This window comes from Enterobacter sp. 296B2 (assembly GCF_034106185.1).
Taxonomy (GTDB): Bacteria; Pseudomonadota; Gammaproteobacteria; order Enterobacterales; family Enterobacteriaceae; genus Enterobacter; species Enterobacter cloacae_N.
Window position 1 is genome coordinate 192,281 of the sequence record NZ_JAWNCA010000002.1, and the last position, 25,528, is coordinate 217,808.

The 25,528-nt window shown below is 55.7% G+C and carries 22 protein-coding genes; 15 read left to right on the forward strand and 7 right to left on the reverse strand.

From position 1 onward, the window contains the following. Positions 1-2: 2 nt before the first annotated feature. From URZ40_RS02510 to URZ40_RS02525, 4 genes are all read right to left on the reverse strand, one after another. Positions 3-1,085: an ABC transporter ATP-binding protein gene (locus URZ40_RS02510; protein ID WP_116341737.1), complete on the reverse strand. Its 1,083-nt coding sequence runs from the start codon at positions 1,083-1,085 to the stop codon at positions 3-5. Continuing rightward, positions 1,082-2,095: an ABC transporter ATP-binding protein gene (locus tag URZ40_RS02515; RefSeq protein ID WP_320719716.1), complete on the reverse strand. Its 1,014-nt coding sequence runs from the start codon at positions 2,093-2,095 to the stop codon at positions 1,082-1,084. The genes URZ40_RS02510 and URZ40_RS02515 overlap by 4 nt, the downstream gene beginning before the upstream one ends. Further along, positions 2,092-2,811, reverse strand: coding sequence for a FadR/GntR family transcriptional regulator (locus URZ40_RS02520; RefSeq protein WP_116341741.1), 720 nt, complete (start codon positions 2,809-2,811; stop codon positions 2,092-2,094). Before URZ40_RS02520 ends, URZ40_RS02515 begins: the two co-directional genes overlap by 4 nt. Positions 2,812-3,176: 365 nt before the next feature. After that, a complete protein-coding gene (locus tag URZ40_RS02525; protein ID WP_320719717.1) occupies positions 3,177-5,006 on the reverse strand; it encodes a glycosyl hydrolase family 18 protein in 1,830 nt (609 codons plus the stop codon). A 404-nt stretch (positions 5,007-5,410) separates the two neighbouring features. Between URZ40_RS02525 and gspG the strand changes: the two genes are divergently transcribed. The 13 genes from gspG (at position 5,411) to URZ40_RS02590 (ending at position 16,156) form a co-directional block, all read left to right on the forward strand. Next, a complete protein-coding gene (gene gspG, locus URZ40_RS02530) occupies positions 5,411-5,830 on the forward strand; it encodes a type II secretion system major pseudopilin GspG (protein ID WP_116341745.1) in 420 nt (139 codons plus the stop codon). Positions 5,831-5,832: 2 nt separating this feature from the next. Further along, positions 5,833-6,297, forward strand: a complete 465-nt coding sequence (locus URZ40_RS02535; RefSeq protein ID WP_166710209.1) for a lytic transglycosylase domain-containing protein — start codon at positions 5,833-5,835, stop codon at positions 6,295-6,297. Continuing rightward, the gene (locus URZ40_RS02540) at positions 6,294-7,463 is read left to right on the forward strand and encodes a type II secretion system F family protein (RefSeq protein WP_116341749.1); all 1,170 of its coding nucleotides are present in this window, start codon (positions 6,294-6,296) and stop codon (positions 7,461-7,463) included. Before URZ40_RS02535 ends, URZ40_RS02540 begins: the two co-directional genes overlap by 4 nt. Beyond that, positions 7,463-9,082, forward strand: a complete 1,620-nt coding sequence (locus tag URZ40_RS02545) for a GspE/PulE family protein (protein WP_320719718.1) — start codon at positions 7,463-7,465, stop codon at positions 9,080-9,082. Before URZ40_RS02540 ends, URZ40_RS02545 begins: the two co-directional genes overlap by 1 nt. Beyond that, a complete protein-coding gene (locus URZ40_RS02550) occupies positions 9,066-9,782 on the forward strand; it encodes a hypothetical protein (protein ID WP_116341753.1) in 717 nt (238 codons plus the stop codon). The genes URZ40_RS02545 and URZ40_RS02550 overlap by 17 nt, the downstream gene beginning before the upstream one ends. Then, positions 9,760-10,275 carry a hypothetical protein gene (locus tag URZ40_RS02555; protein WP_320719719.1) on the forward strand — a complete coding sequence of 172 codons (516 nt, stop codon included), beginning with the start codon at positions 9,760-9,762 and terminating at the stop codon, positions 10,273-10,275. The genes URZ40_RS02550 and URZ40_RS02555 overlap by 23 nt, the downstream gene beginning before the upstream one ends. After that, complete coding sequence (locus URZ40_RS02560) at positions 10,259-10,777, forward strand: hypothetical protein (protein ID WP_163330377.1); 519 nt, start codon at positions 10,259-10,261, stop codon at positions 10,775-10,777. Before URZ40_RS02555 ends, URZ40_RS02560 begins: the two co-directional genes overlap by 17 nt. Continuing rightward, positions 10,774-11,286: a hypothetical protein gene (locus URZ40_RS02565; RefSeq protein WP_166710203.1), complete on the forward strand. Its 513-nt coding sequence runs from the start codon at positions 10,774-10,776 to the stop codon at positions 11,284-11,286. The genes URZ40_RS02560 and URZ40_RS02565 overlap by 4 nt, the downstream gene beginning before the upstream one ends. 92 nt (positions 11,287-11,378) lie before the next feature. Continuing rightward, complete coding sequence (locus URZ40_RS02570) at positions 11,379-13,172, forward strand: secretin N-terminal domain-containing protein (protein WP_302221131.1); 1,794 nt, start codon at positions 11,379-11,381, stop codon at positions 13,170-13,172. After that, entirely contained in the window at positions 13,172-13,648 is a 477-nt protein-coding gene (locus URZ40_RS02575) for a type II secretion system protein (protein ID WP_061099126.1), read from the forward strand. The genes URZ40_RS02570 and URZ40_RS02575 overlap by 1 nt, the downstream gene beginning before the upstream one ends. Next, positions 13,635-13,997, forward strand: a complete 363-nt coding sequence (locus tag URZ40_RS02580) for a type II secretion system protein (RefSeq protein WP_080442026.1) — start codon at positions 13,635-13,637, stop codon at positions 13,995-13,997. Before URZ40_RS02575 ends, URZ40_RS02580 begins: the two co-directional genes overlap by 14 nt. Then, the gene (locus URZ40_RS02585; RefSeq protein ID WP_163330374.1) at positions 13,984-14,472 is read left to right on the forward strand and encodes a type II secretion system protein; all 489 of its coding nucleotides are present in this window, start codon (positions 13,984-13,986) and stop codon (positions 14,470-14,472) included. The genes URZ40_RS02580 and URZ40_RS02585 overlap by 14 nt, the downstream gene beginning before the upstream one ends. Positions 14,473-14,599: 127 nt before the next feature. Further along, complete coding sequence (locus URZ40_RS02590; protein ID WP_320719720.1) at positions 14,600-16,156, forward strand: hypothetical protein; 1,557 nt, start codon at positions 14,600-14,602, stop codon at positions 16,154-16,156. Positions 16,157-16,158: 2 nt separating this feature from the next. Here the strand turns inward: URZ40_RS02590 and URZ40_RS02595 are convergent, their stop codons facing one another. Beyond that, entirely contained in the window at positions 16,159-16,740 is a 582-nt protein-coding gene (locus URZ40_RS02595; RefSeq protein WP_320719721.1) for a hypothetical protein, read from the reverse strand. A gap of 356 nt (positions 16,741-17,096) precedes the next feature. On the opposite strand from URZ40_RS02595, the gene URZ40_RS02600 reads away from it, so the two are divergent. Together URZ40_RS02600 and URZ40_RS02605 are read left to right on the forward strand one after the other, a co-directional pair. Continuing rightward, positions 17,097-17,468, forward strand: a complete 372-nt coding sequence (locus tag URZ40_RS02600) for a hypothetical protein (RefSeq protein WP_320719722.1) — start codon at positions 17,097-17,099, stop codon at positions 17,466-17,468. A gap of 60 nt (positions 17,469-17,528) precedes the next feature. Continuing rightward, the gene (locus URZ40_RS02605; protein WP_316380299.1) at positions 17,529-17,723 is read left to right on the forward strand and encodes a hypothetical protein; all 195 of its coding nucleotides are present in this window, start codon (positions 17,529-17,531) and stop codon (positions 17,721-17,723) included. 22 nt (positions 17,724-17,745) lie between these two features. Here URZ40_RS02605 and URZ40_RS02610 read toward each other — a convergent pair whose 3' ends face one another. Both URZ40_RS02610 and URZ40_RS02615 read right to left on the reverse strand, forming a co-directional pair. Then, positions 17,746-18,006: a hypothetical protein gene (locus tag URZ40_RS02610; protein WP_316380298.1), complete on the reverse strand. Its 261-nt coding sequence runs from the start codon at positions 18,004-18,006 to the stop codon at positions 17,746-17,748. 102 nt (positions 18,007-18,108) lie between these two features. Beyond that, on the reverse strand, positions 18,109-24,813 hold the full coding sequence (locus tag URZ40_RS02615) for an inverse autotransporter beta domain-containing protein (RefSeq protein WP_320719724.1): 6,705 nt from the start codon (positions 24,811-24,813) through the stop codon (positions 18,109-18,111). Positions 24,814-25,528 lie beyond the last annotated feature (715 nt).

Below are 25,528 nucleotides of genomic sequence, written 5' to 3' on the forward strand. Positions count from 1 at the left end.
TATCATGAGTTCCTTGAAGGAAGGGAGGAGTGAGTAGCCGCGTGTTCAAACAGCGCGCGGCGGCGCAGAAAGGCTGCGGATGGCGGTGCGATCTGGATAACGCTGCGATCGCGATTAATGTCCTGCCAGCGGTGGCAGGCAACCTGACGCCCGCCGTCGAGCACCTGATTAATCGGCTCGACCTGCCGGCATTCATCGGTGACGTACGGGCAGCGGGTGTGGAAGCGACAGCCGGACGGCGGGTTAGCCGGGTTCGGCAGATCCCCCTGCAGCAGCGGCGCGTCGCGTTCCACGCCGGGCTGCATCTGGGGAGCCGAGGCGATCAGCGCCTGCGTGTAAGGGTGCAGCGGTGCGTCAAAGATCTCGTCGACGGTAGCAAGCTCAACGATTTGCCCAAGATACATGACCGCCACGCGGTCGCTCATGTGGCGGATCACCGCCAGACCGTGGGCGACAATCACCATCGTCAGCCCCAGCTGGTGCTTCAGGCTCTCCAGCAGGTTGACCACCTGCGCCTGCACCGACACATCCAGCGCGGAAACCGGCTCGTCGCCCAGCAGCAGCTTTGGCCCCGAGGCCAGCGCGCGCGCAATGCCGATACGCTGGCGCTGCCCGCCGGAAAACTCGTGCGGATAGCGCCCGGCCCAGGCGGCAGGCAGGCCAACGGTCTTGAGGAGCTCCGCGACGCGATACTGACGATCCGCTTTCTTCATGTTCTGGTGCAGCCACAGCGGCTCGCCGACGATCTGCTCCACCGTCATGCGCGGGTTCAGCGAGGCAAAAGGGTCCTGGAAGATAATCTGCAGCTCGCGCCGGAGCTGGTTCAGACGGGCGCCGGAGGCGTCGGTGATATCCTCCCCCTGATAAAACACGCGCCCTTCGCTGGCGGCCAGCAGGCGCAGCAGCAGACGACCGAGGGTGGATTTCCCGGAGCCGGACTCGCCGACAATCGCCAGCGTTTCGCCCGGCATCACGGCAAGCGAAACGCGATCGACCGCCGTGACAAACCGGGCCGGAGAAAAGAGTTTTTTCGGGCCGGGGAAAAGCTTGCTGAGGTCCCGGGCTTCAAGAATGGGCGTGGTCATGCGGTCTCTCCCAGGGCAATGTGGTGTTCGAGCGGCACGCGGAAGCAGGCAACCTGATGGCCCGCGCCGAGCGTGGTGAGCTGCGGTTTTTCATCATGGCAGCGCGACTGCGCAAACGGGCAGCGTGTCGCGAAACGACAGCCTTTCGGCATGGACTCCGGGAGCGGAACCGATCCGGGAATGGTGGAGAGCTGGCCTTTGCGTGCCCCCAGGGAGGGGATCGAGCCCATCAGGCCGATGGTGTACGGGTGCTGCGGGTCGGCAAAGATGGCCTCCACGCTTCCCTGCTCCACCACCTGCCCGGCGTACATCACCGCCACCTGCTGCGCCACTTCTGCCACCACGCCCAAATCGTGGGTGATCATCAGCACCGCCGTGCCGGTTTCTTCTTTAAGGGTGTTCAGCAGGGTCAGGATTTGCGCCTGAATGGTGACGTCCAGCGCGGTGGTCGGTTCATCGGCAATCAGCAGTTTAGGATGGTTGATCAGCGCCATCGCAATCATCACGCGCTGGCGCATGCCGCCGGAAAGCTGGTGCGGATACGCCTTGAGGCGCATCTCCGCCGCCGGGATCTGTACCTTCTCGAGGATCTGCAGCGCGACCTTCATCGCCTCCGGGCGCGAAACGTTCTGGTGCCGCATCACCGCTTCGCTCAGCTGATCCCCCAGGGTAAACGCCGGATTGAGTGAGGTCATCGGCTCCTGGAATATCATCGCCAGCTCGCTGCCGCGCAGGTCGGCATACTCCCGCGGCGAGAGCTTGCGCAGGTCGTGGCGGCGAAACTGCATCTCGCCGCTGACGATCTGCGCGCTGGCGGGCAGTAGCCCCATCAGCGCCAGTGAGGTGATACTTTTTCCGCAGCCGGACTCGCCCACCAGCGCCAGCGTTTCGCCCGCTTTGACCGTCAGGGAAATGCCGTCCAGGACGCTGACCGGCGAGCCGGAAAATTTAACGTTGAGATTATTCAGCCGGAGTACAGGCGCGGAGTCCTTAAACGGGATCGTCGTCATAGCGTGAAGTCGTCCTCAAGATGGATCGCCTGAATCAGGGCGGTTTGCAGGCTGAGCAGGTGTTCGCGCATGGCGGCCGCTGCTTCATTAGGCTGGCGATGGATAATCGCGGACATGATCTTGTGATGGTGGTCGTTGTAGCTGTCGACACGTTCGGGTGTGCGGGCCAATTCACGCAGATGCTGCCAGCCGGGTTCGCGCCGCACGGCATCAATGGCATCAAACAGACCGAGCATCAGGCGATTACCCGCCGCCTCGGCAATGGCGCGGTGAAAGGCGCTATCCCACAGTTCGTTGAGATCGCGGTCATCCGGGCTGACCTTGTCGATGCGTTCCAGCATGCGCTGCATGAGCGCGAGGTTTTCCCTGGTGGCACGCAGTGCCGCAAGCCGGGCTAAGCCGGGTTCGATCTGTATACGAGCTTCCATCACTTCCAGCAGATTGGTCTGCTGAACCAATCCCTGAAGGGCCAGCGGTTCAACCGGGGCAGCCGGACCAATAAAGGTGCCTTTCCCCTGTTTACGCCAGATCCGCCCCTCTTCTTCCAGCACGTCCAGCGCGCGACGCACTTCGCGTCGTCCTACGCCGAGTGTTTCCGACAGCTCACGTTCCGTGGGCAGCGGAATGCCTGGTGTTGACTCATGCTGGTTGATTAGCCCGCGCAGCTGCTCAAGCGCGGTGCTGGAATTGGCCAGAAACCGTGACGGTTTTTCCATATTGGTTCGCTCACTATCATCATTATTTTCTTGTTATGAACGATAAGTTATTGATATGAGGTGCTACTTATCGTGCTAATGATTAAGCAATAAACGAACCAATTTTGAATTGGTTCAAAATAGATTTTGAAAAACGACAGGAAATGAAGGGGTTACAGCAACGTATTGTTACAGATGCAGGCGGGTTCCGAAGACGGCAGAGACCAGAAAAGAACACAAAACGCACAAAAACAGTGCAATTATTGCACCAAAACAGCGCTTATGTTAATTTATTGCACTATAGATGATAACAATTAGTTAACAAAAAGTAATTGGTAAGTCGCGCTCACGCCTGAAAAAGGCCCCCTTGCGAGGGCCGCGAAAGATTAAGGTACAGGCTGCCAAAGCGTCGCAACCGCTGAAGGAGTCCAGTCGGACTGAGACGTATGACCCTGCACGCAGCGATACTGTGTGCCGTTATAGGTAACGATTTCTCCGGTCTTATAGCTCGTACCGACTTTCCACTCGCCTTCCGGCTCAGGCGTCACTGAACCCTCTTTCGTCGTGGCTTTAAGCGGCGCACTCGCAAGAGACTGATGACCTTTGGCATTTTCGGCGATTACCTGGTAGCTGTAAGTCGTTCCCGCGCGCAGGCCGCTGTCGGAAATCTGCGTTTCGCTCACGGTAAGCAACTCTGCACCATCGCGCAGTACGCGATATTTCACCGCCTTATCTACCGCATTCCATTTCACCGTCAGGCTGTTTTCCGTCGAAGAAACCAGGGTCAGACCGGTTGGCGCGCCCGGGCGTCCCTCTTCGACCTGGACGGTTTCAACCTCAACCACGTTGCTGCTTTCGGAAATATTGTTCGCTGCATCATGTGCTTTCACGCTGTAGCGGTACACCACACCACCGGTTTCAACCGCACTATCGGTCCACTGGGTGTCCGTTGAAGTTCCGACTTTTTTGTCATTACGGTAGATGTCATATCCCACCACGCCATGGTCATCGGTGGAGGGCTGCCAGGCAAGGGTGATCGTCAAGCCATTGTTCAGCACCTTCAGTCCTGTTGGTGCAGTTGGCGCGACGGTGTCTTGCGGGCGTTCGGGCGACATCAGGTCCGCGCGCTCTTTCATTTCATTGAAGTAGTCAACCTGCTGCGACATGGAAAGCTGCTGATCGTTTGAACCCAATGTCCAGATAAAGAAACCGCCATAGCCGTTCTGCGCCTGCCATCCCGCACGATTTACGTTGTTCTGCCGGCTCTCAACAAAGCGGCCTTCTGGCCCCCACTGGGAGTTGATAGTCTGGCCGAGAACGATTTTACTCTTATCACCCACCGCCCGGGCGTAGTTGGCCATCGCCACGTCATACTTAAAGCGCGGGCCGGCGTCATAGGCCATGACGTTGAAGAAATCGAAAACGTTTTTCCCCTGCGTCAGCAGCGGCAGAACTTCGCCGTGGTGTGAAGAGCGAGCCGCCTCAACGAAGGAACAATTCTCGGTTACCGCGCTGTTTGCGCAGTTCTCCGGGTCAGCACCAACGTGATAGGTGGTCAGGCTCAGCAGCTTTTTGCTGCCGGACGCATTGAGCTTGCTACGAACCCGTTCAGCCAGATCCAACAGGTTTGCGTTTTCCTCTGGCGTGACGCGCTCGGGTTTTTCAAAGTCAAAATCGATGCCGTCAAGCTGAACGGTACCCGCCTTCTGGTAGTTCGCCATATTACATTTGCCTTGCCAGTCGGCGCTCAGGCATTCGCCGACCATCTCTTCCGGCTTCAGGTTCTTTTTATACACCGGGAAGTTGGTATTCAGCAGATTCACCAGATTCTGCGCCAGCGTTTCTCGCGTTTGCGCGTTATTCAGATAAGACCACATTGAGGAATAAGTCTCACCGCCGAGCGCCAGCATCATTTTTTTCTCCGGATGCGCCAGCTTCAACTGACTCCACACGACATAGGCTGGCGCATTAATGTACCAGGGATCATATTGTGGTACTGCAACAATATTATCTGAACTGGACAGCTTACCGCTTGCATCCCAGCCACCAAATGAAAGCAGGAACGTATCCGCTTTCACCTCTTTCATATCCTCAACGGACTCAACCGGACCCCCCCAGGAGGTCAGATAGGTGACCGCTCGCGGTGCCTGCGCCGCGAAAGCCGACTGCGCCATTAATGCGCTACCAATTAACAGAGATAATGTAAGTTTTTTCATCAAAGTTCCTTATTGCTTTGTGATGATAGTCCTGTGGATTACCTCTCAAATTGTCTTTTTTTTTAGCGCTGAGATCGTTGGGGATTAAAGAGTGGCGAATCAGGAATCCGTCCGCGTTAAATAAGAAATTTCTTTTGCCAAAAAAAATCGCGTTATTTATATTTATTTGCTCGATGTATATTGAACACCATCAAAAACCTACGACTTCACTCAGAAATATCTCTCGTATTTATAATAAATACCTCAACGACAGCCCGGGAAAATTCTCGCATCCTGTAAGACGCTTCTTTATTTAGCTTTCCCATCTTCACTAATTAAAAAAGATGGCATACCTGTGTGCCCTCTCTTTTTTCAGGGAAAATTCAGAAATTAATCACAACTTATATCCAATAAGGACGCTCTCAATGAAATACGCAACAAACGTGATGCGAAAACAGGGTGGTTTCACCCTGCTTGAATTGCTGGTCGTACTGATGATTATTGCGCTGCTGGCAGGGTTCGTCGGACCTAAGGTCTTCTCCAATGTCGACTCGGCTAAAGAGAAAACCGCTGCCCGACAGATGCGCTCACTTGCGGAGGCGCTAGGGCAATATCGCCTCGACACCGGCAGTTATCCAAGTGAAACGCAAGGGCTGAAAGCACTGACCGAAAAACCGTCCAACGTACAAAACTGGAATGGCCCTTATCTCAGCCAGCATGTGCCGTTAGATCCCTGGGGCAATCCGTACCAGTGGCATAACCCCGCCCGGACAAAAGACGCTATTAATGAAGTCGAAATTACCTCCGGCGGTAAAGACGGTAAGCCTGTCACGTACGGGTTCTGAACATGCTGCGCCTGTCCTTATATTCGCTGTTTATCTTCAGCGTATTTTCCTGCCGCGCCGATTGCTGGCAGCTGGCGGGAGAACGTTACGGTATTGAGCCAGAGCTATTACAGGCGATAGCGATAGTGGAATCCAACGGCAACACGCGGGCCATCAACAAAAACCGTGATGGCTCACTGGATGTCGGGCTGATGCAGATCAATAGCATTCACTTCGATGCGCTGCGTAAATTTCGTATTAGTCAAAAAGATCTGCTGACCGACCCTTGCCAAAGTGTCATGACCGGCGCCTGGATCCTGGCAGGTCAAATCCAGCGCTTTGGTTATACCTGGGACGCGGTGGGCGCATATAACGCCGGAACGGCAAATACGCCGCAGCGCCGCGCGCTTCGTCAACAATATATAAAAAAAGTGGCTCCGCATTATGCCCGCCTTAAAAGGCAGAGCCATACACTGTCGCCAAAATGAAACCATATATCGTCACCATCCTTCAGGGGGGGAAGCGCGTCAATCAAACCGTGCTTGCCGCGTCGCCTGATGATGCCAGCGCCCGCATTATTGCCGCCGGCGGCATCGTTTTGCAGGTACAGGAACGTCCTGCCCGCAAGGAGAAACGCTTTCCATTGAATCTGTTCTTGCAGGAGCTTATCGCCCTGCTGGAAGCCGGGCTGGTCGTGGTCGAGGCCGTCGAAGCGCTGCGCGAAAGCAGCCGCGACGGTGGTACCTCGCTGGTTCTGGATACGCTGGTTAAAAAGCTCTATGAAGGAGCACAGCTATCCCAGGCGATGATGGCGCTACCGGCGCTCTTTCCGCCTCTGCTGATTAATACCGTCGCCTCTTCTGAGCAAACCGGACACTTACCCGAAGCGCTAAAGCGTTTTCAGTTTTACGAATCAAGAATGGAAATTCTGCGCAAGCGGATTAAATCAACCCTGCTCTATCCGACAATTGTGATCGCGGCCGGCGGGATAATTCTGTTCTTTCTGCTCGGCTTTATTATTCCGCGTTTTTCCGTGGTGTTTGACGGGATGAAGAACCCGTCCGCCAGCGCACAGCTTATCCTCTGGTGGGGACGTCTGACGCAAACCCATGGTTCACTGCTGCTGGCCGGTTGTGCGGCAGCGGTTGCAGGCATCGTGATGGCGGTGCGTAGCCCGCGCCTGCGCCAGCGTGCGCTCGGTTTGTTGCTGCGCATTCCCGCCTTACGCCAGCAGCATCAGCTTTCTGTGCTGGTGCGTTTCTACCGCACGCTGGGCCTGCTGCTGCAGGGCGGCCTCCCCGCGCCTGATGCGTTAATGCTGAGCCGGGAGATCCTGCCCGCCACGCATCGTCAGCAGGTTGAACAGGTTATCCGCGACGTCGCCGCCGGCGAGTCGCTCTCCCGCATGCTGGAAGCCCAGCAGATGACGACTCCTGTCGCCAGCCGTCTGCTGCAGGTCGGCGAGCGCAGCGGCGAACTGCCTGCCATGTGCGAGCGGATCGCCGCTTTTTATGATGAATCGCTGGAACGCGCGATTGAAACCTTTAGCAAAATTTTTGAACCGATTCTGATGATGGTCGTTGGCGGCATCGTTGGGCTCGTCGTGTTTTTACTGTACATGCCCATTTTTGAACTGGCAGGAGGATTGCAATAATGTCTCACTCACCGTCTGTAGACCCCCTTTTCGACCTGCCGGACGAGCAGCGCTGTCAGGCCCTGGCGGAACTGCTGGACAGTTTCCCCGGCGCGTTAGAAGAAGCCGCCGGTTCCCTGGGGCTCACGCCGCTCTCACCCACACAGCTCGCCGACAGCGAAGAGGATTTCGAAGCCGTACCGTTGACCGAATCACTCAGCCAGCGGGCATTGCCGCTGCGCGTGAACGGGCAGCTCCACGTTGCGCTGGGCGATCCGTTTTCGCTGGCGCTGCGCCAGTGGGCCTATAACGTGAATGCGTTACCCGCGCTGGCTCCGCTTTCTCAGCTTAATGCCCGGCTTGATGAGCTCGCCAAACAGCAGCGCACGCTCGATCAGCTGGAACAGCAGCAGAGTGAAGAGAATAAAGAGGCCCGGTGGCTGGAGATCACCCCTGCGGCCATTGCCAGTGAACCCCATGCCGTCATTAAGCTGGTTAACGCCACGCTGTTTGATGCCCTGCAAAGCCGGGCCAGCGATATTCACCTTTGCGCCGTAGCGGATGGATTGATGGTGAAGTACCGCATCGATGGCGTCCTGCACAGCATTCGCCACTGCGCCGGGCTTCAGCAGGCGGAACAGGTGATCTCCCGTCTCAAGGTATTGAGCTGTATGGACATTTCCGAAAGGCGCACGCCTCAGGACGGACGCTTTAAGGCGTTAATTCTCCAGCGTCCCGTCGATTTTCGCGTGTCCATTATGCCGGGCGTGTACGGCGAGGATGCCGTATTGCGCGTGCTGGATAAATCACACGATCAAAACCTGCGCCTGGAGACGCTCGGCTTTGATGAGCACACGCTGGGCGCCATTCGTCAGTTAACCCATCTGCCCCACGGTATGGTGCTCGTCACCGGACCTACGGGGAGCGGGAAGTCCACCACCCTCTATTCGGCACTCAGCGAACTCAACAGCGGTGAATGCAAAATCATCACCATTGAAGATCCCGTGGAGTACCAGCTCAACAGCGTGCTGCAAATTCCGGTCAACGATAAAAAAGGGCTCACCTTCGCCCGAGGCCTGCGCGCCATTTTGCGTCACGACCCGGACATCATTCTGGTGGGTGAGATCCGCGATGGCGAAACCGCCGGCATTGCCGTGCAGGCGGCGCTCACCGGCCACGTGGTGCTCTCCTCGGTTCACGCCAATGACGTCTTTAGCGTACTGGAACGTTTTTTATATATGCAGGTCGAGCCCGCCAGCCTGATCACCGCCCTTAACGGCGTCGTGGCGCAGCGGCTGGTTCGCCAGATTTGCCCGGACTGTATTGATGACACCACGCCCACGGATGACCTTCTCGCGGCGTGGCAATCCGGCCCGCTACAGCAGCTTACGCCCCGATGGCGTCGAGGGAGGGGCTGCGATACCTGCCGCGACAGCGGCTTTCGCGGCAGGCTAGCGCTGGCGGAAGTGCTGCATTTCAGTGATGCGATGAAAGAAGCAATGCTGGAGCGATCGCCCCGGCGCAAGTTAAAGGAGGTGGCGCTGAATGACGGTTTTGTTCCGCTCTCAACCATCGCGCTGCGCGCCGTGGTCGAAGGCAAAACCACCTGGGAGGAGGTGAACCGTGTTATCACTCACTAACACCTGGCAGTGCGACATCTGGCCTCATGCCGTGCGGTTGCGCCGCAACAATGTGGTACTTGCCACGCATGAACGCCAGCCCGATCAGCCTCTGGAGGCCGCGCTTGAAACGCTGCTGCGCCTGCGCCCCGCCGCCTTACCGTGGCGTGACGCGGTGGAATTTCACCTCGATACCGACGATCTGACGTTTTTAATCCAGCCCTGGCATGACGGCGTGACCACACCGCAGGAGCTGCTCCAACTCGCCCGACAACAGGCGGTTCATCGCGCGAGTCCGCCCGTCGACTGGCTGGTGCGCTTCGAGACCCTGAACTGGCAGCAGTCGGCGCTGGCCGCGTGCCTGAAGCAACCTTGCTGGCATCTGCTTGGCGCGCTGGCGCGTCGGGAGCGGCTGCGTTTTCGCGGGGTTGTCACGCCGTTTCAAAAGCTTTTAAGCCACTTCGCCCGCGCCCTGCCGGAAAACGGCCTGTTTGTGGCGATGAGTCCCCACCATAGCCGGATTGCCAGCCGTCAGCATCACAGCTGGCGTGACGTCTGGACACTGACTCTTCCACAGCAGGAGATGGACGCCCAGCTGCGGGTTATCGCCCGGCTAAGCGGAATGCAGGAATGTCCAGGCTACGTCATTCATACCGACGGCGAGCATCACCAGGAAGTCGCGCTACAGGAGAGTCTACATGGCACCGCTGTTTACGCGTAGCACCCCGTGGGCCGCACGCACGCTGCTGTTAACCGGACTCCTCTGTTTACCGCTCGCCAGCGCCGTAGTGTATGGCCTGTTTGAGCACCAGCGCATTGAGCTGGAGACGTCGAAGGTACAGCAGCAGCTCGCCCAACGGCAGCAGACTCTGCGCCAGCTGCGTGAAGCAGAGCAGCGCCGGTTGCGTATGTCTCAGCAGCTACAGGCCGTCCCACCGGCTATCAAACTGCTGGACAACATCGGCAGCGTGCTAACTCCTGATATTGCGCTACTGAGCATTGACGTCATTGCCAGTAAAGGCGATGCGCGACTAACGGTGAATGCAAGCAATCTTGACGCCCTACTCGCCTTTAGCGAGCGGCTACAGCAGTTGCCCGCGCATGTGGTGCTGGAGAACCATCGCCAGTCGGCGCAGGGCGATCCCGCCTGGCCGATTAACGCGGTACTCGACGTCAAGGTGACGACGGAGGAGCACCATGCGGCTTCAGAATAAATCCGCCGTGCTGCGCTGGCAGGCGGCGTTGTTTGCCGGACGCATCGGAACGCTTCCGCTCGTGCTCGCCGGGCTTCCCGCTGGGCTGCTGGTGTTATGGCTGGGCGGCGTGCGGCCGCACACCATTCATTTGCAGGAGAACCTTGCCCGGATCCAGACGCAGCTACAAACCGCGCTGCCGCTGGATAAACAGCAGCCGGAACTCCAGAACCGCATCAGCCTCGGAGAATATCAGCAGGTCAGGCTCATTTTTGAGCAGCTCAGGAGCCGGGGAATGAAGGTGGACGCCAGCCGCTACCAGCTGGAAAACGACGACGGTAAAACCGCGCTACGGCTGGATATTCCGCTGCGCGGTGAATATCTGCCGCTGGTGGACGCGCTGGAAACGCTGAGCCGCACCCTGCCGTTACGCATTGAGCAGCTAAGCCTGCGGCGCGCCGGGCCATCGGAAAGCCAGCTCAGCGCCACCGTGCAGCTTCGTCTGTTGAAGGAGTCGCCATGAAACTGCCGCGCTATTTACAGCTCGCACTGGTGCTGACAGCCGGTGCTGTGTTCTGGAGCCAGTTTGCCGATGAAGAGATATCGCAAGCGCCGCCTGAGGTGCAGCCGGTCTCACGCCCGCGCCCCGCGCCGGCAAAGCCTGAGACGGCTCACCCAACGCGCGTCGATCTCTTTTCAACCCCACACAGCAGGGCGCAAGACGCGGCAGAAGAGCAGCCGGACAGCGATCGGCCTGAAGAGGCGATACCGACCGCACCGCCGCTACCGTTCCAGCTTCTCGGCGCCTGGTGGGAAAACCGTCAGAGGATCGTTGTGCTGACGGATGGCAAAGAGACCTGGCCGGTCTGCGAGCACTGCAGAGCGGACGGCAGGATCTGGATCGGTAGCTCGCCGGTCAACAACTGGATTTTAAAAGCGGTGGCGAACGACCACCTCCTGTTTGAATGGCAGCCCACCCATACCCAGCAGCGGCTGGAACTGGATGAACTGCAATCGGAACCGACACATTAATCATGAAAAAAACAATTGCTCTCACTTTTTTGTTGTCATGCGCGCTACTGAGCGGCTGTGCACAACGTGCGGCGCCTCCGGCCCGGGAATCGGTGACCGCCTCGCCACAGGTACTGGTTAAGCGGCTGAAGGAAATAGACCAACAGCGCATCGCCAGTCCGCAGGATATTGCGCTTCGCGCCGAGCAGGCTGATATCAGCAAAAAGCTGGTAAATGACTACCTGAAAAATGCCGATCTCGCGGTGCGTCAGAATAACTACACCCTGGCGACGCAAATGTGGCGCGATGCGCTTACCTATGAGCCCGGCAACCTGCGCGCCCTGCAGGGGCTACGTAAACTCGATGCCCGTCGGGCGCTGGACACGTTGTATAAGGAGGCGGTGGCTAACAGCACCCGCGACCCGGCACGCGCGCTGCACAAAATCCAGCAGGTGCTGGAAGAGGACCCTAACTGGCCACAGGCGCGCGCCCTGCGCGATCATCTGATGCGTGAGGTTTCACGGATCAACCAGCCGGAGCAGCGTCTGAACCGGGAGCTGCAAAAAACGATTGCGCTTAATTTTCGCGAGCACAGCCTGATGGCCATCTTTAACACCATCAGCCAGATGACCGGGGTCAATATCATCTTCGACAAAGATATTTCTTCCAGCACCACCGGCAGCCTTATCGCCAAACGCACCACTGCGGAAGATGCCATCAACGTGCTGCTGTTGTCGAATAACCTGCGGAAAAAAGTGCTGAACAGCAATACGTTGCTGATCTACCCCGCTACCGCGCAAAAAGAGAAGATCTATCGTGACGTGGTCGTCAAAACCATCTTCCTGGGCTACGCGAAAGCGAAAGATGTCAATGTCGCCCTGCGCAACATGGTCAAGCTGAAGGATGTGCACGTTGATGAGCGAACCAACTCCGTCACCCTGCGCGGGCCAAAAGAGAGCGTGGAAAAAGCGGAGCGCCTGTTAGTGACGCTCGACCGGCCTGAAGCGGAGGTCACGCTGGCCGTTGAGGTGCTGGAGGTGAATACCAACGATCTTGAAGCGCTTGGCGTGAAGCTGCCGCAAACCATCAGCGCGGGTTTTGCCAAAAGTAAAGACGGTGATTTAAAGGGAAGTGGGATCCCGCTGGGCGACCTGAGCGCCAAAAATATCATGGTCGATGTCGACAATATGACCATTGACATGAAAAAGGTGTTGAGCAACGCCAGAGTGCTGGCAAACCCGCGGATCCGGGTGAAAAACAATAAAAAAGCATTGGTCGATATTGGTCAAACTATCCCGGTACTGACCACAACCGTCAACGACGGTATTTCGCAACAGAAAGTGGATTATCAGGATGTCGGCCTGAAGCTGGAAGTCACTCCGGAAGTCAGTATGGATGACAATATCTCAATGGAGGTGAAGTTCACGCTCAGTGCCCTGGGTGCCGAGGAACCCGGCGAGAACGGCGCAAAGTATTACCGCACCACGAAACGCGAAGCCAATACCACGCTCAGCAGTATGAACGGCGAGACCCAGATGCTGGCAGGGCTGATCAAGCAGGATGAAACCACGACCCAAAAAGGAACGCCATTATTAAGTGACATCCCAGGGCTGGGCCGCCTGTTTAGCAGCAATTCCGACAATAAAGAGCGCACGGAGGTCGTGCTGTTAATTACGCCGACCATCGAACGCAACCTCGATTTACCGGGAAGCCACGTCAGTACCATTGAGATGGGTAGCGACGATTTAACGGGCGACAGCATCCAGCTGCGCGACCTGCAGCGCGACGAGCCTGGCAGCGGGTTTACCGCACCGGCGCTTGCGCCGCCCGCTCATTTCCCTGACCGCGCGGCAACCCTGCCGCCACCGATCCTCGATGAGTCTGAAACGGAAAACGGAGCATCGTAATGCAGCGCCAGCGCGGTTTTACCTTGATTGAGATGATCGTCACGCTGGCGCTACTCGCCACGCTTGCCGCTGCCGCAGCGCCGCTGATGCGTAACTATCACCAGCGGCAGCAGGAGACGCAGCTACGCGAGTCGCTTCGCACGCTGCGCGATGCCATTGACCGTTATCACCAGGCAAGCGTGGACGGCATCATTGAGAAAAAAACCAGCGAATCCGGATACCCGCCGTCGCTAAAAAGCCTGGTGGAAGGCGTGCGGGATAAGACGTCGCCCACTGGCGCGATGATCTACTTTCTGCGCCATATTCCGCGCGATCCGATGTGCGATTGCGAGGGAAAAAATGATGAAGAGACCTGGCGGTTACGCGCATCCACACAGCCACCCGGCGATTTCAGCGGCGGAGGGAAAGATGTGTTTGATGTCAGCAGCACCAGTACGGCCAGCGGTTTGAATGGAGTGCCCTATGCGCAATGGTGAAAAAGGTTTTACGCTCATCGAGCTGCTGGTGGTGATGGCAATCATCGCGACATTGATGACCCTTGTCGCCCCACGATTTTTCCAGCACGCGGACAGAGCCAAAGAGGTGGTGCGCGAGCATAACCTGCATGCGCTGCGCAGCGCGATCGATCACTACCGCCGCGATCGCCTGGCGGGGCCATACAGCCTGGAGGATCTGATCGAGGCCGGTTATCTGCGCCAGATGCCGCTGGATCCGATCACCAACCGCCGCGATATCTGGGAAGCGAAGACCGATGACGAAGGGCAAATTATTGACGTCGAGACGCCACCTAAACCCGGGCAGGATCATCCCGATGCGTTCGATTAAACAACAGGGAGGCTTTACCTATCTTTTGCTGCTGATTGCGCTCTCCACGCTGGCGTTGTCGCTGCTGAAAAGCCGCGACGAGGTGCAGATGCGTTATCAGGCGCAGCAGGAGGCTGAGCTTTTATTTCGCGGCGATCAAATCCGCGCAGCGATACAAGCCTACCGCGGCAACGGTGATGGCTGTTTTCCCGTGCGTTTTGAACAGCTGCTTATTGATAAACGCGGGCGAAAACCGCTTTATCACCTGCGCCAGCACTACGCCGACCCGCTAACCGGGAGTAAAAACTGGGGAATGATCCTCGACCCTCAGGGGCGATGGATTGGCGTGCGCAGTCTCGGAAAAGGTACACCACGGAAAAAAACCGGCTTTCGTCACGATCCAAAACAGTTTGCCAAAGCCAAAACGTATTACGACTGGAAATTTCAGGTAGAGAGCGATCCGCAGGCCCCGCTGCCTGCGGCCTGTGGTCGCTAATGGAATAATACGGTGTTAGACACAATATCATAAAAATATATCTTTTTCTTACCAGCGGGGCCATGGCGGGCATGTTATTGATCGTCACTCTGGACGTGCGGAAATACACAAACTGGAGAGTGCGTATATGCCAAAAAAACGACTGGCTTACCTTCTTATTTCACTGGCCGTGGGATCTCAAAGCATCCTTCCTGTATTTGCAGGCGAACAGGCAATAACGGTAAATAATCATGTAACGAATACCCCACTGGAGGTCGCTGATAATTATCTTAATCAAAATAAAACGCAGGAGACGGTTGTTATAGAAGATGCGGCGCTGCTTGATGTCCATATCTCGTATGCTAACCTGCCCGCCGATGCGATAGTGGAAATTGCGGGTAAAAATAACAACGAAGTTTACCGTTATGCGGCTGAGAAAATTCTGAGCGGCTCAGATGAGCACCATGTCAGTTTCGATGCATTATCCATCTTTGGTGATAGCGTAACGGTACGGTTGTTAGCTGCCGATGGTTCTGCACTTCCCTCTTCCCGACAGGCCGAAATTGCCTTCCAGGTCAGGGGCGAGCCAGCGCTTCAGGATATGTCATTGTTTAATATCATTCCGGGTGACAAAAACCCGCTCCCGCACTCCTGCTTTAAAGACTCACCTTTTATCTATAACTATACAAAACCCGTCGCGGTGATCCGCGATACCTATGACCGAGAAAAACCGCATTACAATACCGGATGGCGCATCGGCGAAAAAGGGGTTGATGGTGACCTGCTGGTATTAAGCAGTTTCCCGTTAAAAGAAGATAAAAAGGTGAGAACCACAGAGGTCTGGTTTGTTCAGGAGGTTGAGGTCAATCCAAATGATTGTACCAGTTATCAGATAAAGAAAACGGCCAAAGTGAAAGCGTTTGGCAAGTCATCCAGCAGAGACGGTAAATATCGTTTATTGTCGTTAGATTTTGCGGGCGATAAAGCGCAGGAAGATTTTGTCAAATCACTGGGTTATTTAGGAATTGATCCAAGAGATGAGACGAAGGCTAACGACATTGCCACCCAAAAAACCGAATTTTATCTGCCGCAGGCGCAGTTTAAAAAAGATAATGCGCGTTTGTATGCTGCAGTGAATAAGTCAGATGGCACCCACTGTGCTATTGAGCTATACGACCGCGAAGCGGGTCAGTTCCGGCATCGTTGTAGCACATACAACAACGATATGGGTAATAAGAACAACCCTATGAAGCCGGGCGTAGGTGCGCCGCTGATCGATAACTACACGCAGCGCGTTCTGGCACTCAGTACCAGCGGTGAGCTGGTGAATGGTTATAACCAGGCAATGCCGATTGCCCGGATCTGGCCGCAGATTAAAGCATTCTTTCCTGACGGCGCGATTCCCGATACGTCTTTTATCATTAAAGACCAGGTGGCTGCCGCCCAGAAATCATTGAAAGGTTATGCGAGCGTCAATGTGGCGCAGGTCATTCCGGATCCGGGCTCCATACCCGATGTTTCTCAGTTTGCCTGCAAATGGTGGCTACCCGCAGGGGTTAAAGCATCCGAACCCAACCCGGAGAGCAGTACAATGTTACTCTATGAAAAAACTGGCGCCGTTACCGACCCGCTAATGGCCTGGTGTGATATCAAAGGTGGGGAGCAACAATATCGACCACAATGGGTGATGACCGCCATTCCATAAGACTATGACGCGTCAGGCAACACGCTTTTGAGATGTTGCCTGACGGCTTTGTTAGCTTTTTGAATACGATCGTTTTTTATCTGAATCTCGTTACTCTCAAGGGCGCAGAGCGCATTTTGCTCCCCACCCTGAAGACGATAAAGCTGGTTTTCTGTTAAGGAGTCCAGCGAGGGACAGATGACCTCTTTTTGTGAACCCGGCTCAGCCAGCGCGTAGCTAAACTTCACTTTCAGGTTATCACCGTGGCGAACGCCCTGTTTTTTCCATGTGCCACTGTCCCCGGTAAACATTCGGATCCCGTTGGGGATGATCGAGCTGCCGGCAGCAAAAAAATCGCTCCCGTTAACAGAAAAATAGGGTCGCAGATTTAAAGATGAATCATTAATAATGGTGACCACGGGAGAGTTAACGAAACGGTAATTCTTTTTCTTATAACTACAGTTTTTACCGTTTGCCTGTAAGTTGACGCCGTTTTCTTCGTTACCAAACCAGACATGGGTAATAAAATCATTATTGTTACCCTCTTCATAGATAGCATTATAAATCCTGATTTTCAGATGGTCAGGATTTTCAATGTTGATCATACGCGCGTAATCACTGGCACATCCTGATGCTGTGAAAAAAAATGCTAAGCATTGCTAATGCTAAGACTTTCGATGTCCTTTGTCATGAAAAAATCCTCTTTGAAAAAAATAAAAATTACAACTTTGCACAACACTGACCATATCTTAATGTGCCAGTCAGTAGAACATGGCTCTGAATAATATCAGCAGTTATTTATTATTAGCTCATAGACAAAGAGAGGATTCTTAATAATCACAATACCAATCCCATCTTATTTTGTTCTGAGTAATGAATATAATGCCTTGCCAGCCTTTAGTCTGGAATAGTAGCCTTGAAAGCCATCTCATATTTTGTACCATGATGAGCGAGACAAAAGATGGATCATTCAGTTAAACAACCCCCTGAAAAAATTCGGGTTTGCGTGCGAACAAACTCTTTTTTATTTGAAAAAGGGCTTGCAGAAATTGCACGTTATTACTTTATCGCCAGAGATAAAATACTTTGCATTATTGATGCCGACACGTTTGGCACGAAGGTGCATCTGGTGAAGTATCTGGAGTTCATCAGAAGAATTAAACCCGACATGCTTGTTTTGATTACAGGTCATCACCCCCGAAGCGAACAGCATGCATGGTATGTAAAAGCAAATGAATCCCTTTCGGGCTGGTGTGAAACCATCGACGCCATGAACTTTATGCGACCCAATCTCGACAGCATTATCGATTTTTACAGAAGGCAACATGACTGAAACGCTTTTGCAAACGGAGGACTAAACGTGAAGTTAAGTTTTTGTATCAGGACGAATATTATGGCGAAGATGGCCGATGTCACTGAAGCTGAATTAGTTTATGCGCTGATGACGACAGGTGAGCTATTCGGCGTGAAAATACCGGCACCGTTACCCGGCAGGCATAACGCAAAGACGCGTCGTTTTGATTACAAAGAAGCGTTGGATTTTGCTGAAGAAGTGAAAATTGCCCGAAGCAGTAATAATCAGCTTTGAAAGCGAATTAAAAGCCATGCCTTTAACCGTTAGATGTATCAAGCCACTCATAATATTGACAACAGCATTGCCCGCAGGGCTGAGCGTTTTCCTTCAACATTGAAAGTGCCAGATAAATCACCTCAGCATACAGGCAATCATCAATACGCCTGGCATACTCAAGTTTTTTACTCAGGTAATGACTGAGCGAAACATGATCAATATTAATACCCTGCAAGGATAAATGCGTGGCTGCATCACCGATGAGTAGTGATGCTTGCTTTTCAGGATAAACATTATTCATGAATTTTATCCCTGTGCTCCGTAAACAAATATTCGACAGGTAGGATTCAGGGGGGCTTATGCCCCCCTGTTTACAAAAGTACCTCAGAAAGAATTAACCTACTTACCAATCACAGGTACTTGATCCCGTGTTTTTAAACGTTTTTGATTCCGTCTTACCTCTGATACCGTCTTTATTTACTGGCGTCACATACAGTGTGACCTCACCCCAATAGCCTAAAGTAACGCCTTGTACGTTGGAAACGACGGTGCTTCCCCATTTCCACTGAAATATAGTGTTGCCTTCAGATGCTCCGCCATTAGCATTATAAGTGTAGGTTGCCGTTATTCTGTTACAGGCCCCGGTTTTGCCGCTGTATCCCAAATTTGTAACGAAAGGCACGGGCTTAGATCTTATGGTAACAGCATTACTAAAGACCTCATTGCCGGACTCAGGTTGCCCTGAACCTTTAGGCTTTACGGCTACCCGCACGTCATAGCCCGCATAGCTGTCCGGCAGCGTAAACGTTTTTGCCGTGCCGCCTGCAACATTTCTCCACGTTTGACCATCCCTCCACTGCCACTGCCTGGTGGAGGCATCCGAACCCGATCCGTTTGCCGTGAAGGTATATTCCGCGCTCAGCGTCTGCCCCACCTCCGGCGTGCCGGAGATCCTCAGCCCCACCACAGACGGCACGCCATATACCGCTACCGCCGGGCTATTCTGTACCGTTCCGGGCAGCAACGGCTGGCCAGCGCCCTTCGGCGTTACGACGACCCGCACGCTGTAACCCGCATAGCTGTCCGGCAGCGTGAACGTGCTTGCCGTGCCGCCTGTGGCGTTCTTCCATGTTGCCCCGTCCTGCCACTGCCACTGGAAGCCGGAGGCGTCCGTACCGGCCCCGTTTTCCTTGAAGGTGTATTCCGCCCTCAGGGTCTGCCCCACCTTCGGCGTGCCGGAAATACGTAGCCCCGTCACTACTGGCGCACCATAGGCTGCCATCGGCGGACTTTCCTGTGCCACACCGGTCAGCAACGGGTGACTGCTTCCCTTCGGCGTTACCACCACGCGCACGCTATAGCCCGCATAGCTGTCCGGCAGCGTGAACGTACTTGCCGTGCCGCCTGCGGCATTCTTCCATGCAGCACCGTCCTGCCATTGCCACTGGAAGGTGGACGCATCCGTCCCGGCCCCATTTGCCTTGAAGGTGTATTCTGCCCTCAGGGTCTGCCCCACCTTCGGCGTCCCGGAGATGTGCAGATCAGTTACCGAAGGCGCACCATAAACGTCTACCGCCGGGCTGTTCTGCACCGCGCCGGGCAGCGACGGCTGAGTACTGCCTCCCGGTACTACCGTCACTTTAATGCTGTGCCCAGCATCCCCGGCCTGAAGGGTATATTCCCGATCCGTTGCCCCCTCAATCGGCATCCAGCTGGTTTTCTCGTATCTCCCCCAGATGTAGGTAGACGCATCTGCACCGGTACCGTTCGCCGTAAAGGTGTAATCCGCTCTCAGGGTCTGCCCCACCTCCGGCGTACCGGAAATACTCAGGTTCGTCACCGTCGGCGCGCCATACGCATCTACCGCCGGGCTATGTTGTGTCTCGCCCTGCAGCTGTGGCTGACTGCTGCCCTGCGGTATTACCGTCACTTTAATGCTGTAACCTGCATCTCCGGCCCGCAGAGTATATTCCCGGCCGGTTGCCCCCTCGATCGGCATCCAGCTGGTTTTCTCGTACCTCCCCCATATATAGGTAGAGTTATCCGTACCGCTTCCGTTTGCCGTATAGGTGTATTCAGCCCTGAGGACCTTACCCACCTCCGGCGCGCCGGAAATCCTCAGATTCGTCACCGAAGGCGCCCCAAAAGCGTTCACCTCCGGGCTGCTCTGTACCGTCCCGGTCAGCATCGGCTGGCTGCTGCCCTTCGGTATTACCGTCACTTTAATGCTGTAACCCGCATCTCCGGCCCGGAGGGTATATTCCCGACCCGTTGCCCCCTCGATCGGCATCCAGCTGGTTTTCTCGTACCTCGCCCAGATATAAGTTGAGGCATCTGTACCGGTTCCGTTCGCCGTGAAGGTGTATTCTGCCCTTAAGGCCTGACCCACCTCCGGCGTGCCGGAAATCCTCAGATTCGTCACCGAAGGCGCCCCAAAAGCGTTCACCTCCGGGCTGCTCTGAACCGTCCCGGTCAGCGTCGGCTGGCTGCTGCCCTTCGGTATTACCGTCACTTTAATGCTGTAACCCGCATCTTCGGCCCGAAGGGTGTATTCCCGATCGGTGGCCCCCTCAATCGGCATCCAGCTGGTTTTCTCGTACCTCGCCCAGATATAGGTTGAGGCATCCGCACCGGTTCCGTTCGCTATGAAGGTGTATTCTGCCCTTAAGGCCTGACCCACCTCCGGCGTGCCCGAGAGACGCAGATCTGTCACCGAGGGCGCGCCATAAACATCCTGTGCGGAGCTATGCTGGACCGCGCCGGTCAGCGTCGGCTGGCTGCTGCCCTTCGGTATTACCGTCACTTTAATGCTGTAACCCGTATCTTCGGCCCGGAGGGTATATTCCCGACCCGTTGCCCCCTCAATCGGCATCCAGCTGGTTTTCTCGTACCTCGCCCAGATATAGGTTGAGGCATCCGCACCGGTTCCGTTCGCCATAAAGGTATAATCCGCTCTCAGGTTCTGCCCCACCTCCGGCGTGCCGGAGATACGCAGGCCCTCCACCGCTGGGGCGCCGTACGCCGCCACCGCCTGGCTCTCCTGTACCGTCCCGGTCAGCGACGGGTGACTGCTGCCCTTCGGCGTCACCACCACCCGCACGCTGTAACCCGCATAGCTGTCCGGTAGCGTGAACGTTTTTGCCGTTCCGTCTTCAGCATTTTTCCATGCGTCACCCTCCTTCCACTGCCACTGCCAGGTGGAGGCATCCGTACCGGCCCCGTTTGCCGTGAAGGTGTATTCCGCCCTCAGGGTCTGCCCCACCTCCGGTGTGCCGGAGATATGCAGGTCTGTCACCCACGGTGTGCCATAAACCTCAACGTCGGACTCACCTTTTTTCCCGTTAACCGTGGCGCTCACGGTGACGGTTCCACCGGTCTTTTTCGTGGTGACGGTCATCGTTCCCGCGCCTTCCGCGCCGGTAGCAGCGCTGGCCTCTCCCCGGCTTACCAGCGCCGGTTTGTCGATATCCCAGACAATCGCCTCGCCGACTACCGCACGGCCAAAGCGGTCCTTCGCCGTGGCGGTGTAGGTAATGGTGTTCAGCCCGTTCGCCTCTACGCTGTCCGCGCTGGCGCTCACCGTCACGGTCGATGCCTTCCCGACCACCGGCTCCGTTTTCGACGACGCCTTATACCCCTCATTTTTGTCCGCGTTGGTGGCGGTTACCGCCACAAAGAGGGTTGCCCCCGCGTCCTGCTCCGTCAGGTGATAACTGCCCGACGTGGCACCGTCGATCGCGCCACCGTCACGATGCCACTGGTAGCTCAGCGTCACCTCGCCGCCGCCGTTTTGCTCCACGTCCACCTTTTCCACGCTTACCGTGTCGCCGACCTTCAGCCCGGCGGTTTTGTTCAGGGTGATGCTTTTAATTGTTGGAATCCCTTTCAGCACCGCGCCGGACTCGCCTTTTTTACCATTGACCGTGGCGCTCACCGTGACGGTTCCGCCGGTCTTTTTCGTGGTTACGGTCATCGTTCCCGTGCCTTCCGGATCGGTAACAGCGCTGGCCTCTCCCCGGCTCACCAGCTCCGGCTTGTCGATATCCCAGGTAATCGCCTCGCCCACGACCGCACGGCCGAAGGTGTCCTTCGCCGTGGCGGTGTAGGTGATGGTGTTAAGCCCGTTCGCGTCCACGCTGTCCGCGCTGGCGCTCACCGTCACGGTCGATGCCTTCCCGACCACCGGCTCCGTGTTCGACGACGCCTTATACCCTTCATTTTTGGCCGCGTTGGTGGCAGTTACCGCCACAAAGAGGGTCGCCCCCGTGTCCTGCTCCGTCAGGCGATAACTGCCCGACGTGGCGGCATCGATCGCGCCACCGTCACGATGCCACTGGTAGCTCAGCGTCACCTCGCCACCGCCGTTCTGCTCCACGTCCACCTTTTCCACGCTTACCGTGTCGCCGACCTTCAGCCCGGCGGTTTTATTCAGCGTGATGCTGCGGATAATCGGGTAACCGTTAAGCGTCAGCTGCGTCGTTTGTTTTTTGCCGTCGATGTCGACCTCAATTAGCGCATTGCCCCCCGCTGATGCGGTCGTAAACGTGGCCGTCGCTTTGCCGTCCGCATCCGTTTTTTCAATCGTTTTACTCAGCGCGCCATACTGCTGCGTGATGAGGGTCCACTTCACGGGAACCTCCGACACGCTATTGTTGTGCTCATCCAGCGCGATGGCGGTTAGAGTAGAGGTACTGCTGCCATTGGCATTCAGCGTATCTGGCGTGCCTTTCAGCTCGACATGATCCACCTTCCCGACATTCACATTGATAATCTTATGCTCATCACCGGCGTAGACTTTCACCTGCGATGGCGCTTTTTCAGGCACCACGACGGTTGCACTGACAATACCGCGCTCATCGCTGTCTCCGGTGGGCGCTTCCCGGAACTGGCTCCCTTCAATCCGCCAGGCGATAGCCTGTTTACGGCTGATAACCGCGTTATCAAACCGGTCATACAGTTGCGCGCTGACGGTTTGATCCGCGCTGCCAGCAACCGCGTTTTCCGGGACTTCCAGCACCACTTTTGCCACCGACCCCGGCTCAAGGCTTACGGGATCGGACGGGCTACTCACGGTATCCACCGTGGCATTCACCACCCACTTATCTGCTGTTTTTTGCGGCGCGGTGAGCGCGATGGACGCTCTTCCCTCGCTATCCGTTTTGCCGCTCAGGGTTTCACCGTTGCTGCTCCACGTAACGTTTTTTTCAACCGTCAGAGGCTTACCATCCTGATCGGTAACTTCAATAGTGAACGTATTTTCCGTGGCAACTTCTGCACGCCCGGGAGACGCCACGAAGTGGATGGCAAGCGGGTGGGCAAAATCGACAACCAGCGCCATCTTCTCCTGCTGAACACTGTTATCGCTGGCTTTGCTCTGGATCCCGGCAGGCGGGATCAACGAGGCCGTGATTTCATCCTCGCCATCCGCCATGATGTTTTCTATTTTGACCAGCGCCTGACCGTGCTCATCGGTGCGTACGCTGTTTTGCGATAACGAGCCAAGCGAGTTCCTGCTCTGCCAGTACACCATCTGATCGGTCAGCGGAGAGCCCTGACCGTCTTTTACCTCGGCTAATAGCAGCAACGCACCGTGACTTTCTTCGAAGAACTTCACGCTGCCGTCACGACGGATCTCGCCCGGTGAAAGCAGATGATCGATACGCAGGGCGGTTATCGTTGCGCTACCGGAAACTTTCGCCGCCCCACTCTCTCCCGCGATCCCTTTTTTGTTGACCGGCGTGACTTCGAAGATCACTGTGCGGGCCATATCACGCGTTTGCACCTCATACGTGGCACTCCCTTCCTTCAGCGTCTCGCCTGAATCTGCGTCATACCAGCGCAGCCGGGTTTGCCCGGGGTCTTCATCTTCCCCTTCATTGGATTTATAGAGGTAACTTCCCTCCAGGATCTTGCCGGGTGACATGTCCCCTTTAATGGCAACGCCTTCAACGGAAGGGGCAAAATCCCCCGGCGTTACGGTCAGGTGATAGCTGGCGGAACTCAACACGTGCTCCGGATCGACAGGTGACGTTTCCGTTGCGGTGATGGTGACATCGCCCCGATGCGCTGGGTTCACCAGACCGTTGCCCGGCTCCACGGTCGCGATCGTCGTGTTGGAGGAGATGTAGCGAATGACGCCCCCCTGCCCACCTTTCACCGCATGAAGCAGCGGCACGCCAGCCTGCGTGGTTTTTTCCGTAGGGCTGAAATAGAGGCGTCTGTCTTTTTCTTCCTGCTTATAGGCAAGAACGATGTTGTTATTACGGGTAACGAACTCTGTGCGGGACTGCATCAGCGATGGCAAAGCCGCCGCATTTTCACTTGCCAGCATTTCGGAGAGTTTGCGGCCAAACTCCCAGTGGAAATTGAGTCCCACAGAGAAGTTATCCCGCTGGCCGCTGATCATGCTCTGCTCCGCGCTCACCCCCACCAGCGGCACAGGTTGCCACTTAAGCCCGAGGTTAAGCCCGTGAGGATTGCGGCTGGCCTCGCTGCGGCTGCCGTTAACGTCCACTTTGTCGCCATACCACTGGAACCAGCCCATTTTGAGCGCGACGTGCTGTGAAAGGGCCGTCTCCAGATTGAGATCCCAGCCGCGGGCGGCACGTTCATACAGTTCATAGCGGTCGGGATCGTCATTAAACATGCTGTCGTCAGAATGACGCCAGCCGCTCAGGGGCAGGTAGTAGTTCGCGGACGCACGAATCCCATCGCTCCACAGCTCGGCGCCCGCCCCCATTCGGTTATGGTGGCGCGTGACATCCTGATCGAAAAAGAGGTTTCCACCCGCCATCAAATGCGGGTTAAAGGTATGTCGCCAGCCCAGGCCAACGTTAAGGATATCGCGCTCGTTCCAGCGGTGTGCGCTCATCTGAGTGAACAGAATGTCGTGTTGCCAGATTTTAACCGGCCACAGATAGTCCAGCCCAAAATCGCGACTATCGCTCCCGCCAATACCGACATCTGCCGTAACGCGGGCTTTCCCGCCGGTATGGTTTAACCACGCTTCCACCTCCTGCGTTAACGCGGCATTTACCTCGCTGTTTGCCGCACCGCGCAGGGCATCACCCGCGCCGTTTTGTTGGGCGCTTCCCCATATGCCGGCCATTTTATCCCGCAGGGGTTGATTGCTTTCGCTTTCAACGGTCGCACGGGTTTCAGTTTGCGCCCGCGCGACGGGAGGGACCGTAAGCAAAAAGATGGAAAATAAATAATGTAAGAGGATTACCCACACGGATAATTTTTGACGTAAAGAACAATATGAAACACCGGGCATTGTGACGCATCCCTTATTAATTAAACTCCCTGGTTAGTGATATTAAGTTCCAGATAATTCTTAAACTCCATACAGCACTCAGGAGATGTTCATGAGATTTTCCATTCCTCATTAAATTCAATACTTATGCATTGATGATTAACAACTTTTTCAGCCCACCTCATAAATCCATCAGCCAAATTTCAGCCTTATATTTTCCGGGGCAGGAAATTCTCTACAGGGGCCAGACATCTCGCAATTTCATCGCTGACCTTCTTCTTAAGGGGAATTCCCCCGCATGGCAGGATGGTTCCCGCAATACTCTGGATGGCATTTTATAAGGACGATCGTTGACATGAATAAAACCGGACTGGCCCTGCTAATTTGTGCACTACTGAGTGCCCCCTCTTTTGCGCAGAACTCCGTCACGCACGAGCAAGCCTGGGAAGGCACTTCGTATCTCTCCGTTATCGTGAAATTAAAACCTGGGACGACGCTCAATAAGTCATCGCCCTTTTCATTACGCGACACTACCCTGTCTGTGAGTCCGTTATTTACGGCAAATAAT

What these genes read in the sequence shown, in the direction of transcription:
- URZ40_RS02600 (WP_320719722.1), top strand. Translation starts at nt 17,097, where the DNA reads ATGGATCATTCAGTTAAACAACCCCCTGAAAAAATTCGGGTTTGCGTG.
- URZ40_RS02565 (WP_166710203.1), top strand. Translation starts at nt 10,774, where the DNA reads ATGAAACTGCCGCGCTATTTACAGCTCGCACTGGTGCTGACAGCCGGT.
- URZ40_RS02575 (WP_061099126.1), top strand. Translation starts at nt 13,172, where the DNA reads ATGCAGCGCCAGCGCGGTTTTACCTTGATTGAGATGATCGTCACGCTG.
- URZ40_RS02535 (WP_166710209.1), top strand. Translation starts at nt 5,833, where the DNA reads ATGCTGCGCCTGTCCTTATATTCGCTGTTTATCTTCAGCGTATTTTCC.
- URZ40_RS02540 (WP_116341749.1), top strand. Translation starts at nt 6,294, where the DNA reads ATGAAACCATATATCGTCACCATCCTTCAGGGGGGGAAGCGCGTCAAT.
- URZ40_RS02545 (WP_320719718.1), top strand. Translation starts at nt 7,463, where the DNA reads ATGTCTCACTCACCGTCTGTAGACCCCCTTTTCGACCTGCCGGACGAG.
- URZ40_RS02580 (WP_080442026.1), top strand. Translation starts at nt 13,635, where the DNA reads ATGCGCAATGGTGAAAAAGGTTTTACGCTCATCGAGCTGCTGGTGGTG.
- URZ40_RS02555 (WP_320719719.1), top strand. Translation starts at nt 9,760, where the DNA reads ATGGCACCGCTGTTTACGCGTAGCACCCCGTGGGCCGCACGCACGCTG.
- gspG (WP_116341745.1), top strand. Translation starts at nt 5,411, where the DNA reads ATGAAATACGCAACAAACGTGATGCGAAAACAGGGTGGTTTCACCCTG.
- URZ40_RS02615 (WP_320719724.1), bottom strand. Translation starts at nt 24,813, where the DNA reads ATGGCCGGCATATGGGGAAGCGCCCAACAAAACGGCGCGGGTGATGCC.
- URZ40_RS02525 (WP_320719717.1), bottom strand. Translation starts at nt 5,006, where the DNA reads ATGAAAAAACTTACATTATCTCTGTTAATTGGTAGCGCATTAATGGCG.
- URZ40_RS02610 (WP_316380298.1), bottom strand. Translation starts at nt 18,006, where the DNA reads ATGAATAATGTTTATCCTGAAAAGCAAGCATCACTACTCATCGGTGAT.
- URZ40_RS02590 (WP_320719720.1), top strand. Translation starts at nt 14,600, where the DNA reads ATGCCAAAAAAACGACTGGCTTACCTTCTTATTTCACTGGCCGTGGGA.
- URZ40_RS02595 (WP_320719721.1), bottom strand. Translation starts at nt 16,740, where the DNA reads ATGATCAACATTGAAAATCCTGACCATCTGAAAATCAGGATTTATAAT.
- URZ40_RS02515 (WP_320719716.1), bottom strand. Translation starts at nt 2,095, where the DNA reads ATGACGACGATCCCGTTTAAGGACTCCGCGCCTGTACTCCGGCTGAAT.
- URZ40_RS02520 (WP_116341741.1), bottom strand. Translation starts at nt 2,811, where the DNA reads ATGGAAAAACCGTCACGGTTTCTGGCCAATTCCAGCACCGCGCTTGAG.
- URZ40_RS02510 (WP_116341737.1), bottom strand. Translation starts at nt 1,085, where the DNA reads ATGACCACGCCCATTCTTGAAGCCCGGGACCTCAGCAAGCTTTTCCCC.
- URZ40_RS02605 (WP_316380299.1), top strand. Translation starts at nt 17,529, where the DNA reads ATGGCGAAGATGGCCGATGTCACTGAAGCTGAATTAGTTTATGCGCTG.
- URZ40_RS02585 (WP_163330374.1), top strand. Translation starts at nt 13,984, where the DNA reads ATGCGTTCGATTAAACAACAGGGAGGCTTTACCTATCTTTTGCTGCTG.
- URZ40_RS02560 (WP_163330377.1), top strand. Translation starts at nt 10,259, where the DNA reads ATGCGGCTTCAGAATAAATCCGCCGTGCTGCGCTGGCAGGCGGCGTTG.